Origin of the sequence: Bacillus sp. FSL R5-0659 (genome assembly GCF_038008785.1) — a bacterium.
In the GTDB taxonomy this organism is placed as follows: domain Bacteria; phylum Bacillota; class Bacilli; order Bacillales; family Bacillaceae; genus Bacillus; species Bacillus safensis.
The window spans coordinates 577,884-592,238 of the sequence record NZ_JBBOZU010000001.1 but is presented as its reverse complement, the minus strand read 5'-3'; the positions used below and the strand labels follow the sequence as shown (position 1 = coordinate 592,238).

The window sequence follows — 14,355 nt, the reverse complement described above, 5'->3', positions numbered from 1 at the left end:
ACTCGAATTAACAGGTACGTTTTGTCTTGTTTAGTTTTCAAAGATCATGTTCAAAATGGAGCGGGTGATGAGAATCGAACTCACGACATCAGCTTGGAAGGCTGAGGTTTTACCACTAAACTACACCCGCGTGGTTTGTATTGGCGCGCCCGAGAGGAGTCGAACCCCTAACCTTTTGATCCGTAGTCAAACGCTCTATCCAATTGAGCTACGGGCGCTTAATCAGGCGACTTAATTATCTTAACATATCGTTTTTATTAAGTCAACATCTTTTTAAAATTTGTTTGCCGCATCCGTGTGAACGTCTGTGTTTCAAATACGTCATCAGCGACGAATAAAAATATACCATGGATCACACAAAAGGGTCAATACATTTTTCTAAAAAAGTTTCATGTTTTTTTAAAATTGATTTTTTCTTAGATCAATAGACATGTAATAGCCCTATTTTCTTCTCTTTCTTCATAATTCCAATGATTCTTAAATAAAATCTTTCTAAATACAAAGGAGGACAAAACATGGCCACATAGAATTTTTATTTATTGGAAAATTCTTAATATTTTTCCAAGCATTTAAAGGAGGTAGGAGATGATGAAAAAGTTTATCGCTTTTCAGATCATGATCGCTTTGGTGATAGGAGCTCTTATCGGCCATTTCTTCCCTGACTTCGGAATGGCTCTGCGGCCAATTGGAGATGGATTCATCAGGCTGATTAAAATGATCGTTGTTCCAATCGTTTTCTCTACCATTGTTATTGGTGCAGCCGGTAGCGGCGGCATGAAGAAAATGGGCAGCCTTGGATTAAAGACGATCATTTGGTTTGAGGTCATCACAACCATCGTTCTTGGGATCGGGCTATTATTGGCAAATGGTCTAAAGCCTGGCGTTGGTCTCGATTTCTCTAAATTAGCTAAGAAAGATATTGGGGAATTAGATGGTTATACTGAGAAGGTCGTTGACTTTAAACAAATGGTATTAGATATCATTCCAACCAATATCGTCGATGTTATGGCTCAGAATGATTTACTTGCTGTCATTTTCTTCGCCATATTATTTGGTGTAGCGGCAAGCGGCATCGGTAAAGCATCTGCTCCTGTTCTCACCTTCTTTGAATCAGTGGCACAAATCATGTTTAAGCTCACACAGATGGTGATGGTAACAGCACCTATTGGGGTTCTTGCATTAATGGCTGCTTCTGTCGGCCAATATGGCATTGTTTTATTAATCCCAATGATGAAGCTTGTCGGGACTGTTTTTTTAGGATTATTCATTATTCTCTTTGCTTTATTCCCTCTGGTCGCACTGATCTTCCGTTTTAACTATTTCGAAGTATTAAAAATGATTTGGGATTTGTTCCTTGTTGCCTTCTCTACTACGAGTACTGAAACTGTCCTTCCTCAATTGATGGAACGAATGGAGAAATACGGGTGTCCAAAAAGAATCGTTTCCTTCGTGATTCCATCTGGACTTTCTCTCAATTGTGATGGATCGAGTTTATATTTATCAGTTGCCTGCGTATTCCTCGCACAAGCGTTTGGTGTCGACATGAGTCTGTCACAGCAGCTTTTGATGATGCTTGTTCTTGTGTTAACGAGTAAAGGGATTGCAGCTGTGCCATCCGGTTCACTCGTTGTTCTTTTGGCAACCGCTCATGCAGTCGGTCTTCCAGCAGAAGGCGTTGCCATTATAGCCGGTGTTGACCGAATTATGGATATGGCACGAACAGGCGTGAATGTTCCAGGGCATGCCGTTGCTTGTATTGTCGTATCTAAATGGGAAAAAGTATTCCGCGAGTCAGCTTGGGAAATTCCAAAAGCAGGTAAAGAAACAAAAGGGATGTAATGTTATATGAAGGAAAGGGTTCGCCCTTTCCTTTTTTATGCTAAAAACGTTTGCTTTAGTACGGCTTTTCCTCGAGGATGCAGCTGCACTTCTGCATATGCCCCATTAATCAGCGTCATTTGCGGCGGGACATGTCCACAATCTATATCGTAAAAAATGGGGATTTGTAGTTCCTTTTGTAATTCTTCATATACATCCTGATACTGATACCCTTCAACAGGCACATCTACTGCACTTCGCCCAAACAACATACCTGAACAGTGATCAAACCACCCTGCTAGTTTTAATTGAACAAGCGATCTCTTCACACTTGCAGCATTTAATTCGCAGTTTTCGAAATACCAAAGAATTGGTTCATCTTTTATGAATGTTTCCTGAAAAGTTTTGACGTCCCCATAAGGTGTCCCTGCTAAATGACGTATGACATCAATGCAGCCACCCAGCAGTCTTCCCTTTACTATTTTTTCTTGTTGATCAACCGTATGCCATGCGGTCGATTCTGTTAAATGAAAAACATGTTTAATCGGATCGTCACGCTGCCATTCCTTTTGATACATAGATGAAGAAAACTGACTGATGTCCATTTCTCCCTTTGTTGAAAGCACTTCTTCCCACATGACAGTCGTTTGATCAAGTTCTTCTCCCTGAAGATCTACTAAGTTCGGTCCATGTGCAGTGGCAATGCCTGTATTTAATGTGAGCGCCAGCAGGAGTGCACTCGTATCTGAGTAACCAAGAATCCACTTTTTCTGCATCGATGAGAAATCGAGGTGCTCTAACACTTCCATAAGCAACTGTCCTCCCCATGGCGGGATGATGTGATCAATCTCATCACATGTCATCATGTACTGAAGTTCGTTTGCTCGTTCTATCGCAGGAGCAGATTTTGCCTTTTCCTGCTGCCAGACGGTCTCTCCACATATGACATCATAGCCTCTATTTTTCATTCGTTCACATGAAAGCTTAAACATATCATGTAAAGTTGGCTGTACACCTGAGGAAGGTGCAGTGACACCAATTGTTTGTCCTTTTTGCAAATGCGGAAATTGTATCACTCTGCTTCCCTCCAATCTCTATCTCTCTTACCCTATCCATTTTAAAGAAAATGCCCCTTTTATAAGGGACATCTCTTTTTATTCTTTTTGGCGCAGTACAGTATAGACTCCTGCAAAGATACATAGAATCCCAATGAATGAGCGTATCCCCATCTCTTCACCTAAAAGCAGCCAGCCAAGAGCTGCCCCTACAATCGGTTGAAAGAAGAAGAACAAACCGCCGCTCGAGGCATCCATCAATTGAAGCCCTCTATTCCACAAAAAGAATGCAAGAGCTGTTGAGATGATGCCTAGATAGAGAATACCGCCCCAAATCTCCGGTCTTGCCATCTGCTCCACATCTAGGTGAGGTAAACGAAATAAAGCAGGTGGTGTTAAGACAATGAATGCAATGATAATCGCATATGTGGTCGTCACCACTTGAGGGTACTTTCCTGGAACTCGTTTAAGCAAAACAGACATGAGTGCCCATGTAAAAGCAGCGATGACGAGTGAGAGACCGCCAATAAATTCATCTGTTTGCACTGCAACTGGTCCAATCATGAGCCATACACCTGCTGTAGCAAGCAGGATGGATGCGCATTTTCTAACAGTCATGGCTTCTTTTAATAGAAAGAACGCAAAAAGCACCATAAAAGCAGGGGTCGCAGATGTAATCACAGCCCCCATTTGTGCAGTTGTATACATGGTGCCGATTTCTTGGGTCACAATTGATAGGAAATTTCCGATCAATCCGATCATTACAACAAGCGGGATATCTTTTTTATCTAATCGAAAGGAATAGCCCAAGCGCCATATGGTGCACACAAGCACAATTCCTGCTACAGCATATCTCATCCATACGAGCTCAAGCGGCGGAACCACCGCTACTGTTACTTTGACAACAACGTACATGCCGCCCCAAATACTTGCAGCGATTGCTAGGTAAAGGGCGCCTATATATTTTTCATTCATCTTTTCCCCTCCGTTACTGGATATATTGATCGCCATATCCACAAACGGAGATCACTCTCCGTTATGGACGGAGGGTGTTTGGTACATCATGTTCAAATAAAGGCTTCCATTGCATTGTCGTCACCTCATTTGTTTTTATTTTCAGACTACTTTATAACAAATTCTGGTTGACTTCAATCCTTTTTTTCACCATTTTTCTTCATATAATAGAAGATAAACGGGTCTTGACATGCTGAATTCGTTTTCATATAGTAATTAAAACTATAGATCGTCATGCAGAGAAGGAGTAGAGGTCGTTGGATATTGAAGCAAGGAAACATATTCCCCGCACGGAACATGAACCATTTCTCGAGGGAATAAAAGATTGTGTGCCAACCCTGCTTGGTTATATGAGTATCGGGTTTGCCTTTGGAATTGTTGGAATTAGTGCACAGTTGAGCTTATGGGACATTGCACTTCTAGCAATCTTTATTTATGCTGGTGCTTCACAGTTTATTATCTGTGCACTGCTTGTCACGGGAAGTCCCCTTTCCGCTATTATTCTCACTACATTTATTGTGAATCTGCGTCATTTATTACTCAGCCTGACGCTGGCTCCTCATTTTACACGCTACTCTTTAAAACAAAATATCGGATTCGGTCTCTTGCTGACTGATGAATCCTTTGGCGTAGCCATGAATAAATTAGCTCAGCATGGAAAGCTGAATAACCGGTGGATGCACGGACTGAACATAACGGCTTATTTATGCTGGATTGCAGCCTGCATACTTGGCGGCATTTTTGGACACTGGATTTCAAATCCTGAAGCACTTGGTCTTGATTTCGCTTTATCAGCGATGTTTGCTGCACTCCTAGTCCTTTCGTTACAGACAGTTCCCAAAAATAAGTTAACTCATCGCCTGTCACTTGTTTTGTATATGGTCATTGCCATGTTTGTTCTGCTTCATTTCGTTCCTTCACACGTGGCTGTTCTGTTAGCCACCATGATTGTCGCAACCATTGGGGTGGTGACAGATAAATGATCAGCAGCTTTATGTTATGGCTCATTGTTGGTTGTATGATCGTCACCATCATTCCAAGAGTCGTACCCTTTATATTTGTACGAAGTATTCAGCTGCCTGAGGTGGTGCTGAAATGGTTATCGTTTATTCCTATTTGTATCTTTACAGCTTTGATTGCAGAGCATCTCTTCATCCATACAACAACAGGCACAGGCGTCACTATCCATTGGATGTATCTTGCTGTCTTGACTCCCACTGTACTCATCGCTGTTTGGACAAAAAGCTTGTCACTTACTGTTCTTGTCGGCGTCATGCTGATGGGCACTGCTAGATGGTTTTTCTAAAAGAAAAAGCTTAACCACATGTGGTTAAGCTTTGTTTCATTTGACGATTCCGTATACAAATCCATCATAACCCTTTTCACCAACAGTTTGAATCGCTGTTGCCTCTATTCTCGGTTCTTGTTTGAGTAAATCAAAAAATTCACGAGTTCCTTGCACTCGTTCATCCCCACTAGAGTCATGAAGGACTGCTCCATTTCTGATGACATTGTCCGCAATAATGACTGTTCCCTTTTTTGAGAAATCTAACGCCCACTTTAGATAATTCGGGTTGTTCGGTTTATCTGCATCAATGAAAATCAAATCGAATGGAAGCACACCCCTCTCTTTTAACTGAGGTAGCGTATCCAATGCGTTTCCTTGCAAAATGCTCACTCGTTCCGATAAGCACGCTCTGCTGATGTTTTGCTGTGCGATTTGTACATGATGGCTGTCAGCCTCTAATGTGATGAGTTCTCCATCCTCTTCAAGAGCACGCGCCAACCAAATGGTACTGTATCCACCGAGTGTCCCGATCTCTAAAATGCGCTTTGCATTCTTGGTTTTTGCTAATAAATATAGCATTTTCCCTTGAGCTGGTGACACATCAATTTCTGGCAGGCCTGCTTGCTTATTATGAGTAAGGGCTTGCTCCAATACGTCATCTTTAGGAATCAACTTGTCTGTGATATACTCGTCAACTTTCTCCCACACGTGCTCCATTTCATCCATCTCCCTTGATCATGTCTTCTATCTCAAGTCTACATGATGATCGTGAGAGCGTATAATCAATTCTTTTCACACATCTATTCATTTTTTTGATGAAAGACATGTGATGATGAATACATGGAGCAACGCACTGGTTTCGGATCTACTCGTTCAGTTTATTTTTGACATCGCCTTTTTTATCTTGAAGTTTTCCTTTTGCTTGATCCTTTTTCCCTTCTGCTTTCAGGTTTTGATGATCCGTTGCTTCCCCAAGCTTTTCCTTGACTTGACCTTTGACTTGATTTGTTTTTCCTTTCGCTTTATCCATATGTCCTTTTTCTTCACTCATTTGTTCCACCTCCAAGTTTGATACTATTCATTTAGCCTTTTTGAAAGATACAAAACATCTGAGTGTGCGATGTACACGTTTCAGGTATGATAGACATACTGGAAAGAAGGGTGGGTGTTCATCAATGATCATCTCTGAAAAAATATTCACCGTTCGTGACTTGACCTATCATATTCGGTCCGCTTCAATGGCCGATGCCAAACAGTTATCAGCTCTCAGACTGAAAATCGACGGTGAAACAGAATATTTAGACCGTGAACAAGGCGAAGCCTTTCTTGATGAAAAAGCATTTGAGGCTTTGATTCAAGAGGATACCAAGCAAAGCCGGCATTTATTTTTGGTCGCTGCTATTGAAGGAAAGATTGTCGGTTTTTCAAGATGTGAGGGACATTCACTCAAACGCTTTGCTCACAAAGTAACTTTTGGCGTCGCCATTCAAAAGGACGTTTGGGGCTATTACATTGGGAAAGAGCTTTTAGCCGCTTCAATTGACTGGGCAGATCAGCAGGGCATTCAGAAGATGTCTCTTCATGTGCTTGAAACGAACAAAAAAGCCATCCGGTTATATGAGAACCATGGCTTTTTGATTGAAGGTGTATTAAAAAACGATAAACGGCTGAGTGACGGATTATATTATGATACTGTTGTGATGGGCAGGCAGCGGCCAAGTTCCTGACCGCTTACATCACATAGCCCCATATCATCGAAATCGCACTGTATATCAGAAGCACCCCCATCACATACTGGAACGGTCTTTCATAAGCAGTCAAAAAGCGCTTATACAAAGAGCCAAATAAGCTCCAGCTGAATGTACCGAGAAAACCAATAAGTGCGAGAATCAGCGTCCATATGACATACTGCATATTAGATTGTCCATATGGCAAAACAAATGTTGAAATCACAGTCAATCCATACAAGATCGCTTTTGGGTTGATAAATTGCAGCATCATACCAGGGATAAAATGATTGTAGCGATCAAGTGTTTCGTCATCACCGCCTTTACTTTTCATGATTTTGACCGCTAAATAAATCATGTATGCGGCTCCGATGAACGCCATGACCCAGCCTATTTTCGGCATCACTTGATAAAGAATGATATTAAAGAAGCAGCTCAAACACAAAATAACGAGAAATCCGATACCCACACCTAAACAAAATCGAAATGTTTGCTTGACCCCATATTTATTCGTAAAGACCATGGCCATGATGTTGTTTGGCCCTGGGGTAAAGCTGCTAACAAAAGCATAGATCAACATAGATACAATCAAGATGCCGCCTCCCTTATACGTTATTTAGACTTTAATTACTTTATTGCGTATATTACGTTTTATTGTAACGTTCGGTCTTTATAAAGTAAATAGAGAAAGGAGCTTTTTTCATGGAAGACGTACAATCGATTATTTCTAAAAACGTGAGGCTTCTTAGAGATCAAAAAAAATTAAGCCTCGAAAAGATGGCAGAATTAACTGGTGTCAGCAAGACGATGATTGGACAAATTGAAAGAGGAGAATCAACCCCTACCATCACGACTTTATGGAAAATCGCCAACGGATTAAAAGTATCTTTTAGTGAGCTCATTTACGCACCACAGCCTGAAATCAAGGTGGTACGCAAGGAGGATGCGCAGGTTTTAACGGAGGACGACGGTCGTTATCGTGTGTACACGACGTTTCCTTTCGATGACCGGGGGAAATTTGAAATGTACCGAGTAGAAATTGATCGTGGCGGGTCGCTGCGTGCGACTGAACACATTGGGGGAACGGAGGAATTGATCACTGTTTTTGAGGGAGTCCTTGATTTATCCATTGGTGATGAACAATACACCTTAAAAGCCGGAGACTCAATTCGTTTTAAAGCGGACCGGACGCACACGTATAAACAAACTGGAGAACAAATGGTACGGATGCAAATGATTCTTTATTATCCTCAAGAAAAAAGCTGACAGGCTTGTCCACCTGTCAGCTTTGTGTTTTATTTAATTAAATCCCGGATCGCGTACAACCGTTCCAGTAAATGTGACTCTATATTTTCCTAATCCTAACTCTTCAATAGATGTTCGTTTTAAAATGCCGACCCAGCCATCCAGTGCATATACAATACTGTCTGGGATGTTTGATGTCGTATATGTTCTTGTTTCTGAGACAGTTCGATTCGCTTGAACTGTTACTCCACTGTTTGTTTGCTCCTTTGCTTCCACTGGAGCAGTTGTGACCCCAGCACCCGTTAAGACAATTGCTCCAACCAAAACAGAAGATATGACCTTTTTCATAAAAAAATCCCTCCCTTTTTTGTTGAACGTATAAACTATACCATAATTTAGAACTTTTGTAAGTTTATTTTTTCATTTTTTTGAAAATTATGATATCATTGTCTTATACTGGATAGAGTGTGTTACATACTTCTATGCTTTTGTCCTCATCTCAATCTAGTGAAACAATTGTGAACGGAGGTGATTTCATGAAAAAATGGCTCATCTGTTTTCAAATTGTTTTCCTCTTCACCTTGGCGATCACACCAATTGCTTCTGCTGCTAAATGTCCTACAGTAAAACCATGTATCACTGATCCTTAAGCATAAGAAAAGGCCGATCAAGCCTATTCTCTTGATCGGCCTTTTTATTTATTTTTGCTCTGCTTCCCAGCGGGCAACCTCTTCTCTTACTTTAGGAGCCACTTCTTTTCCAAATAGCTCAATGGCTTTTAGCACTTGATCATGCGGCATTGAACCAACCGGTACATGAAGCATAAAACGTGTGATGCCTACATTTTTTCTAAGATGAATGACTTTCTCTGCCACCGTATCTGCATCTCCTACATATAGCGCACCTTCTAAAGTTCTCGCTGCGTCAAACGTAGAACGAGTATAAGGTCCCCAGCCTCGCTCTCTCGCTAATGTGTTCATCACATGCTGTGTGGATGGGAAAAATTGATCTGCTGCCAGCTCTGTTTCTGCCGCAACAAATCCATGAGAATGTGATGCTACAGTTAATTTTTCAGGGTCATGCCCAGCGTGCACTGCCGCTTGCTTGTACAGCTGAACGAGCGGTGCGAACTGTCTTGGACTTCCGCCAATGATGGCAAGTACAAGCGGTAATCCTAATAATCCAGCACGTACGACGGATTCACGGTTTCCTCCACTGCCGATCCAGATCGGAAGCGGATCTTGAACAGGCCTTGGGTATACCCCAACATCCTGAATGGCTGGGCGATGCTTGCCGCTCCATGTAACACGCTCTGACTGCTGCAACTTCAACAGCAAATCAAGCTTTTCTTCAAATAATTCTTCATAGTCATCAAGGTCATAGCCAAAGAGCGGGAATGATTCAATAAATGAACCACGGCCTGCCATAATTTCTGCACGTCCGTTTGATAGTCCATCTAGCGTTGCAAAATCCTGAAATACACGTACAGGATCTGCTGATGAAAGGACTGTCACTGCACTTGTCAGACGAATATTTTTTGTTTGTGTTGCTGCAGCCGCTAAGACGACAGCTGGATTCGATGCGGCGAAATCCTCACGGTGATGCTCACCTACGCCAAATACATCGAGACCGACTTGATCTGCTAAAATAATTTCTTCTACTACTTCTCGAATACGCTGTGCGTGACTGACTGTTTTTCCTGTTTGAAAATCAGGTGTTGTTTCGACAAATGTACTAATTCCTAGTTCCATGATTGGAACCCCCTATCTTATAAATATGTCACAAATTCAGAAACTGGCTTTCTATAGCCTCTCGCTTGTCTGCTTTCTACTTTTTCTTTTCCAAGTGTAATCATTAACACAGGAACTAAATCTGATTGAATGTTTAATACATTTTTCATTGCTTCGGGATCAAAACCGATCATCGGGCAAGTATCCCAGCCTTTATTTTTAGCGGCAAGCATAAACAGCATGGCAGATAAGGAAGCATTTCGGATCGCTTCTTCCTTCTGGAAATCTGCCCCTCTCTGCTCATAAAAGCTCACGGTCTCTCTGACCATTTCTTCATATTGCTGCGTATTTAAAATGCCTAGCATTTTCAGGCCTTCATATATGTCCCCAGCGTGCTCATAAGCGTTTGGATCTCCGAGTACGATGATCGCTGCTGAAGCAGAGTGCACTTTATATTGTCCAAATGCCGCTTCTCTTACTTGTTCTTTCAGCTCTTCTGTTTGGACAACAACATATTGAGTGTGCTGTAAGTTAAAAGCAGATGGTGCGAGCTTGACCTCTTCAAATATGCTGTTAAGCTCTTCTCTCGAAATCGAGATATTTGGCAAAAAATTTGATGCGGATCGTCTTTCACGTACCAATGTATCAAAGCTGAGTGTCATCTTGTTTCCCCTTTTCGCGAAGTTGTTTTGCACCTAAACCGATTTTTTTTAGTAATTCAATGAGCTGCTCTTTTTCTTCTTTTTCAATAAAGGATAGATTTTGCGAAATGACCTCTGTGTGTTTAGGGAAAATGTCGTCAAACAATTGCTTCCCTTTTTCCGTAAGCTGTACATGGAATACCCGCTTATCTGAAGGCGCACATTGCCTTTTCACCAGTTCTTGTTTTTCTAGCTTGTTCACGACATATGTCATGCTTCCACTTGGGATTGACAAGATGTCGCTGATTTTTTGAACAGGCTGAGGCCCTTTACTGTAGAGCAATTCAAGGATCTGAAAGTTTTCAAATCCGATATCATACCGTTCAATGTCTTTTTGGATATTTGTAAAAAGGGCTTGATAGGCTTTCATCCATACGCGGAATAGCCTTAAATCTAATTCATGATCATGCTGCACCATGGCAACTACTCCTTTTTCAATAAATCCTAAAACTAGGATAAATTTATCCTAACACTAGGATATTTTCTTGTCAATGAGTTTGTTTCATGAAAAAAAGACCACCTTGGTTCAGTGGTCCTCTTCTTTTAAGGTGAAATGCATTTCAGCAATTTGTTTATATTGATGTACTTCCTGTAATGAAAACTTGGATTCCAGATCCGCCGGCGAAAACAGAGGAATTCCTCTTCCAATGATGACAGGTACGATTTGAAGAAAAAGCTCATCCACCAATTTTTCTTTTATGAAAGATTGAAGCAGTCCCCCGCCGCCGACAATCCAAATATTCCGGCCTGTTTCATTCTTTAATTTTTTCACAAATGATAAGACATCTTCGCGAATGATATGGGTTCCTTCCAGACTGTCTTGTAACGTACGTGAAATGATATAACATGTCTTTCCTTCATAAGGAAACTCATCTGGTGACAGTTGAAGAACTTGTTCATATGTATTGCGCCCCATGATCAGTGTATCGACTGACGCATAAAAGGTGTCGTAGCTCGTTTCATCTTCACCCTCTGTCCCTATTAGCCAATCGAGCCGGTGATCCTCTCTCGCTAAATATCCATCGATACTCATCGCCCCATAAAAAAGCAGTTTCCTTTTCTCACTCAATCCCACCACTCCCTTACTTCAAATAAGAACATATATTCTATTTTATCAAAAAGGAAAGACAAAGGCTACATAACTTTCTCCCTTTTTACGATTCCTGTTCCACCTTGACGAGAAGCTCGTATAATTTATGCGCGAGCTTGCCGGCATCAATGGTCATTTCTTCATGAATCCATTCCTCGAGTACCCCCACTACACCAGACACGACAAAAGAGGCCTCTATTTGTTCATTCTCTGTAATAGGACGCTGATCAAGCTGCCACTCTTTCATGATTTTTTCTTTGAAAAAGGCTTTGAATTGATTGGTCGTTGGGCCATTTGGTTTTACAAATAACGTCAACATATACTGATTCTCTTTCAAGTATTCAGTCGTTTTGTTTAAAAAGGAAAGCATATCAAGAGGATCCTGACTTGGAAAGGTTTCATCATATAACCCACCGAGCTGATCGAATAGTTCTTTCTCAAGCTGTTCATATAAATCAAACACATCTTGATAGTGCAAATAAAAGGTTCCCCTGCCTAAATCCGCTTTCCTTGATAGCTCTGATACCGTAATCTGCTGCACTTCCTTTTCCTTTAACAGCTCAAGGAAGCTTTCCCGAATGGCTCTTTTTGTTTTGATCGTTCGTCTGTCCTTCATGAAATCCCCTCCGTTTTTGAACAATCAGGCGCTAACTGTCTAATTATGAACAGGTTATCATCCATTGCCGATGTTCGATTTCTTTACTTCTTATTATAATCAACACATGTTCAATAATATATATCTGTTCAAAAAAGGAGGCCATCATATGCTTCATTTCAGACTTGCCAGAGAGGATGAACTGCCTCAAGTGGCAGAGTTGTTAGATGATTCGTTTCAGGACTATTCATTTTTTGACTTATTATGTGAAAAGGTCTCAAAGCGCTCTGCTTTCGCTCGTCAGCTGCATTTGGTCAATACAAAGGTGTATTTTCAGCATCAAATCTGTTTTGTCGGGGTTGAGAACGAGAAGGTTGTGTCTGCTGCCCTTTTAAAGCATCCGCATCTTCCTGAACCAGGCGTCATGAATTATGTATTGTCAGGTGGGTTAAAGCTGCTCTTCACTGGCGGTATATCGGCCATTCAGCATGTGTTCCGTGTTTTAAAGGAGGCAAAAAAAGCGTGTTCTTCCTTAAAGCAGCCTTACTGGTATTTAGAAGCACTTGTCGTGGCAAAAGACCAGCAAGGAAAAAAACTCGGAAGCCGCATGTTAAAGCAATGCCTTTTTCCCTTTATCGCCCGGCAAGGCGGCGGACTGTTCACACTGATTACACATAACGAGGCCAATCGTCATTTCTACCGGAAAAATGGCTGGATGGAGTTTGATGAAAGGGTATTGCGCGGAAAGGAAATGTCCTTGGAAAGCTGGAGCTATAAAACCGTGATTAAATAAGGTATCCTCTTCAGGTGATGATATAATAGAGTCAGTTCAATCAATGATCATACTTGGAGGAGAGACTGATGATACGACGACTTGATCATATCGTGTTGACTGTACAACATATGGAGGAAACCATTCGCTTTTATACGAACGTATTAGGAATGAAGGAAGAAACTTTTGGTGAAGGCCGTAAAGCGCTTCGTTTTGGTTTACAGAAGATCAACCTTCATGAAGCTGGTCATGAATTTGAGCCAAAAGCGGCTCATCCTCTTCCTGGATCTCATGATTTGTGCTTTATCACCGATTTAGACATGGACAGTTTGCTGCTGCACCTCCGGAAGCAAGTGGTCCCGATTGAAGAGGGACCGGTCAGACGTACCGGTACATTAGGTCCAATTGAATCTGTTTATATCCGTGATCCTGATCTGAATTTAATTGAAATCTCTCGATATATAGAGGAGGGTGATCCGTCATGACTCGTATATTTTTGAGACCGATTGAAGAGCAAGATTATCCTGGTATTCAAAGAGGGTGTCAGCATGCAGAAACACTTCATATGACTGGTACACGAAAAACGTTCACACTAGAAGAAATTCGATCCGCCTATACCCGTTTTTTGCAGGATGACAGCAGACGAGATTTCGCCATTTGTCTGCTGGATACGAAAGAGATGATTGGAGATGCGGCGATTGTGGACATTGATCCAATCAATCATACGGCAAGCTTCCGCATTGCGCTTCACGGGCCGGAGCATTTTCAAAAGGGCTATGGCACTGAAGCTGTTCGGATGGTTCAAGCATTTGCCTTTGACACATTAGAACTCAACCGTCTTGAGCTTGAAGTCTTTTCCCACAATCCAAGGGCCTTTCGAAGCTATGAGAAAGCCGGATTTCAATATGAAGGCAAAAGACGCCAAGCGCTCTATTTCAACGGTACATACTCAGATGTCATCATCATGGGCATCCTTCGTGAAGAATATAAAAACATGATGAATACAGATGCTCCTGCTTAAGAAGGGTCATCTTTTTTAAAAAATTGAATCCCAGTGACGATGATTAAACAAATGATGGAAGAGAGAACGATAGAGACGCTTGATAGACTGAGCGCCATGCCTTCCCATCTACCAATAAAGAGACTAACAATCAATAAAACCAAACCAAATAAAATCAAGCATATAGGGACAATGAACCCCGCATGGCGCTGCCGGCTTCTTTTCCCTGCCCACCATGAGAGACACAATACAACCATTGTAAAAATGGCGGTTTGCAGCCAGAACATATAATATCAACTCCCTTTCTCTTTTTTGATCCC

Annotated in this window: 20 protein-coding genes and 2 tRNA genes; 8 read left to right on the top strand and 14 right to left on the bottom strand. The window is 41.5% G+C overall.

Annotated elements, in window-relative coordinates; genetic code table 11:
• Positions 1 to 56: 56 nt before the first annotated feature.
• Positions 57 to 130: transfer RNA gene (locus NSQ72_RS02920), tRNA-Gly, on the bottom strand.
• Positions 131 to 141: 11 nt separating this feature from the next.
• Positions 142 to 218: transfer RNA gene (locus NSQ72_RS02915), tRNA-Arg, on the bottom strand.
• Between the two features lie 370 nt (positions 219 to 588).
• On the opposite strand from NSQ72_RS02915, the gene gltP reads away from it, so the two are divergent.
• Positions 589 to 1,839 (top strand): glutamate-aspartate/proton symporter GltP, encoded by a 1,251-nt coding sequence (gene gltP, locus NSQ72_RS02910; protein ID WP_341085008.1) that lies wholly within the window; start codon positions 589 to 591, stop codon positions 1,837 to 1,839.
• A gap of 35 nt (positions 1,840 to 1,874) precedes the next feature.
• Here the strand turns inward: gltP and NSQ72_RS02905 are convergent, their stop codons facing one another.
• Together NSQ72_RS02905 and NSQ72_RS02900 are read right to left on the bottom strand one after the other, a co-directional pair.
• Positions 1,875 to 2,894 (bottom strand): S66 family peptidase, encoded by a 1,020-nt coding sequence (locus NSQ72_RS02905; protein ID WP_341083236.1) that lies wholly within the window; start codon positions 2,892 to 2,894, stop codon positions 1,875 to 1,877.
• Between the two features lie 78 nt (positions 2,895 to 2,972).
• Positions 2,973 to 3,848: a DMT family transporter gene (locus NSQ72_RS02900; RefSeq protein ID WP_341083235.1), complete on the bottom strand. Its 876-nt coding sequence runs from the start codon at positions 3,846 to 3,848 to the stop codon at positions 2,973 to 2,975.
• Between the two features lie 296 nt (positions 3,849 to 4,144).
• Between NSQ72_RS02900 and NSQ72_RS02895 the strand changes: the two genes are divergently transcribed.
• Entirely contained in the window at positions 4,145 to 4,870 is a 726-nt protein-coding gene (locus tag NSQ72_RS02895; RefSeq protein WP_058837422.1) for an AzlC family ABC transporter permease, read from the top strand.
• Positions 4,867 to 5,193, top strand: coding sequence for an AzlD domain-containing protein (locus NSQ72_RS02890; protein ID WP_039176830.1), 327 nt, complete (start codon positions 4,867 to 4,869; stop codon positions 5,191 to 5,193). Before NSQ72_RS02895 ends, NSQ72_RS02890 begins: the two co-directional genes overlap by 4 nt.
• Before the next feature lie 36 nt (positions 5,194 to 5,229).
• Here the strand turns inward: NSQ72_RS02890 and NSQ72_RS02885 are convergent, their stop codons facing one another.
• Positions 5,230 to 5,892 (bottom strand): O-methyltransferase, encoded by a 663-nt coding sequence (locus NSQ72_RS02885; RefSeq protein WP_341083234.1) that lies wholly within the window; start codon positions 5,890 to 5,892, stop codon positions 5,230 to 5,232.
• Between the two features lie 148 nt (positions 5,893 to 6,040).
• Entirely contained in the window at positions 6,041 to 6,226 is a 186-nt protein-coding gene (locus tag NSQ72_RS02880; protein WP_034665964.1) for a CsbD family protein, read from the bottom strand.
• 124 nt (positions 6,227 to 6,350) lie between these two features.
• Between NSQ72_RS02880 and NSQ72_RS02875 the strand changes: the two genes are divergently transcribed.
• The gene (locus tag NSQ72_RS02875; protein WP_228280282.1) at positions 6,351 to 6,902 is read left to right on the top strand and encodes a GNAT family N-acetyltransferase; all 552 of its coding nucleotides are present in this window, start codon (positions 6,351 to 6,353) and stop codon (positions 6,900 to 6,902) included.
• A gap of 4 nt (positions 6,903 to 6,906) precedes the next feature.
• Here the strand turns inward: NSQ72_RS02875 and NSQ72_RS02870 are convergent, their stop codons facing one another.
• Positions 6,907 to 7,494 carry a LysE family transporter gene (locus tag NSQ72_RS02870; RefSeq protein WP_064498152.1) on the bottom strand — a complete coding sequence of 196 codons (588 nt, stop codon included), beginning with the start codon at positions 7,492 to 7,494 and terminating at the stop codon, positions 6,907 to 6,909.
• Positions 7,495 to 7,604: 110 nt separating this feature from the next.
• Here NSQ72_RS02870 and NSQ72_RS02865 point away from each other — a divergent pair, with 110 nt between their 5' ends.
• Complete coding sequence (locus NSQ72_RS02865) at positions 7,605 to 8,168, top strand: helix-turn-helix domain-containing protein (protein ID WP_106025655.1); 564 nt, start codon at positions 7,605 to 7,607, stop codon at positions 8,166 to 8,168.
• 33 nt (positions 8,169 to 8,201) lie between these two features.
• Here the strand turns inward: NSQ72_RS02865 and NSQ72_RS02860 are convergent, their stop codons facing one another.
• The 6 genes from NSQ72_RS02860 to NSQ72_RS02835 all read right to left on the bottom strand — a co-directional run bounded on the left by NSQ72_RS02860 (position 8,202) and on the right by NSQ72_RS02835 (position 12,284).
• The gene (locus tag NSQ72_RS02860) at positions 8,202 to 8,495 is read right to left on the bottom strand and encodes a hypothetical protein (protein ID WP_341083233.1); all 294 of its coding nucleotides are present in this window, start codon (positions 8,493 to 8,495) and stop codon (positions 8,202 to 8,204) included.
• A gap of 350 nt (positions 8,496 to 8,845) precedes the next feature.
• Positions 8,846 to 9,898, bottom strand: a complete 1,053-nt coding sequence (locus tag NSQ72_RS02855; protein WP_058837413.1) for an LLM class flavin-dependent oxidoreductase — start codon at positions 9,896 to 9,898, stop codon at positions 8,846 to 8,848.
• Between the two features lie 17 nt (positions 9,899 to 9,915).
• Positions 9,916 to 10,539 (bottom strand): nitroreductase family protein, encoded by a 624-nt coding sequence (locus NSQ72_RS02850; protein WP_341083232.1) that lies wholly within the window; start codon positions 10,537 to 10,539, stop codon positions 9,916 to 9,918.
• Entirely contained in the window at positions 10,523 to 10,996 is a 474-nt protein-coding gene (locus NSQ72_RS02845; RefSeq protein ID WP_059376106.1) for a MarR family winged helix-turn-helix transcriptional regulator, read from the bottom strand. Before NSQ72_RS02845 ends, NSQ72_RS02850 begins: the two co-directional genes overlap by 17 nt.
• Before the next feature lie 108 nt (positions 10,997 to 11,104).
• Complete coding sequence (locus NSQ72_RS02840; RefSeq protein ID WP_341083231.1) at positions 11,105 to 11,647, bottom strand: dihydrofolate reductase family protein; 543 nt, start codon at positions 11,645 to 11,647, stop codon at positions 11,105 to 11,107.
• 85 nt (positions 11,648 to 11,732) lie between these two features.
• Entirely contained in the window at positions 11,733 to 12,284 is a 552-nt protein-coding gene (locus NSQ72_RS02835; protein ID WP_048240359.1) for a TetR/AcrR family transcriptional regulator, read from the bottom strand.
• Positions 12,285 to 12,432: 148 nt separating this feature from the next.
• On the opposite strand from NSQ72_RS02835, the gene NSQ72_RS02830 reads away from it, so the two are divergent.
• From NSQ72_RS02830 to NSQ72_RS02820, 3 genes are all read left to right on the top strand, one after another.
• Positions 12,433 to 13,056, top strand: coding sequence for a GNAT family N-acetyltransferase (locus NSQ72_RS02830; protein ID WP_047204138.1), 624 nt, complete (start codon positions 12,433 to 12,435; stop codon positions 13,054 to 13,056).
• A 68-nt stretch (positions 13,057 to 13,124) separates the two neighbouring features.
• A complete protein-coding gene (locus NSQ72_RS02825) occupies positions 13,125 to 13,520 on the top strand; it encodes a VOC family protein (RefSeq protein WP_039176795.1) in 396 nt (131 codons plus the stop codon).
• Entirely contained in the window at positions 13,517 to 14,056 is a 540-nt protein-coding gene (locus tag NSQ72_RS02820) for a GNAT family N-acetyltransferase (protein WP_039176793.1), read from the top strand. The genes NSQ72_RS02825 and NSQ72_RS02820 overlap by 4 nt, the downstream gene beginning before the upstream one ends.
• Here NSQ72_RS02820 and NSQ72_RS02815 read toward each other — a convergent pair.
• Positions 14,053 to 14,322 carry a YesK-like family protein gene (locus NSQ72_RS02815; RefSeq protein ID WP_268473331.1) on the bottom strand — a complete coding sequence of 90 codons (270 nt, stop codon included), beginning with the start codon at positions 14,320 to 14,322 and terminating at the stop codon, positions 14,053 to 14,055. The genes NSQ72_RS02820 and NSQ72_RS02815 overlap by 4 nt on opposite strands.
• Positions 14,323 to 14,355 lie beyond the last annotated feature (33 nt).

Coding starts and splice junctions, on each gene's coding strand:
- gltP (WP_341085008.1), top strand. CDS start 589: ATGAAAAAGTTTATCGCTTTTCAGATCATGATCGCTTTGGTGATAGGA.
- NSQ72_RS02900 (WP_341083235.1), bottom strand. CDS start 3,848: ATGAATGAAAAATATATAGGCGCCCTTTACCTAGCAATCGCTGCAAGT.
- NSQ72_RS02890 (WP_039176830.1), top strand. CDS start 4,867: ATGATCAGCAGCTTTATGTTATGGCTCATTGTTGGTTGTATGATCGTC.
- NSQ72_RS02885 (WP_341083234.1), bottom strand. CDS start 5,892: ATGGAGCACGTGTGGGAGAAAGTTGACGAGTATATCACAGACAAGTTG.
- NSQ72_RS02880 (WP_034665964.1), bottom strand. CDS start 6,226: ATGAGTGAAGAAAAAGGACATATGGATAAAGCGAAAGGAAAAACAAAT.
- NSQ72_RS02875 (WP_228280282.1), top strand. CDS start 6,351: ATGATCATCTCTGAAAAAATATTCACCGTTCGTGACTTGACCTATCAT.
- NSQ72_RS02865 (WP_106025655.1), top strand. CDS start 7,605: ATGGAAGACGTACAATCGATTATTTCTAAAAACGTGAGGCTTCTTAGA.
- NSQ72_RS02860 (WP_341083233.1), bottom strand. CDS start 8,495: ATGAAAAAGGTCATATCTTCTGTTTTGGTTGGAGCAATTGTCTTAACG.
- NSQ72_RS02855 (WP_058837413.1), bottom strand. CDS start 9,898: ATGGAACTAGGAATTAGTACATTTGTCGAAACAACACCTGATTTTCAA.
- NSQ72_RS02850 (WP_341083232.1), bottom strand. CDS start 10,539: ATGACACTCAGCTTTGATACATTGGTACGTGAAAGACGATCCGCATCA.
- NSQ72_RS02845 (WP_059376106.1), bottom strand. CDS start 10,996: ATGGTGCAGCATGATCATGAATTAGATTTAAGGCTATTCCGCGTATGG.
- NSQ72_RS02835 (WP_048240359.1), bottom strand. CDS start 12,284: ATGAAGGACAGACGAACGATCAAAACAAAAAGAGCCATTCGGGAAAGC.
- NSQ72_RS02830 (WP_047204138.1), top strand. CDS start 12,433: ATGCTTCATTTCAGACTTGCCAGAGAGGATGAACTGCCTCAAGTGGCA.
- NSQ72_RS02825 (WP_039176795.1), top strand. CDS start 13,125: ATGATACGACGACTTGATCATATCGTGTTGACTGTACAACATATGGAG.
- NSQ72_RS02820 (WP_039176793.1), top strand. CDS start 13,517: ATGACTCGTATATTTTTGAGACCGATTGAAGAGCAAGATTATCCTGGT.
- NSQ72_RS02815 (WP_268473331.1), bottom strand. CDS start 14,322: ATGTTCTGGCTGCAAACCGCCATTTTTACAATGGTTGTATTGTGTCTC.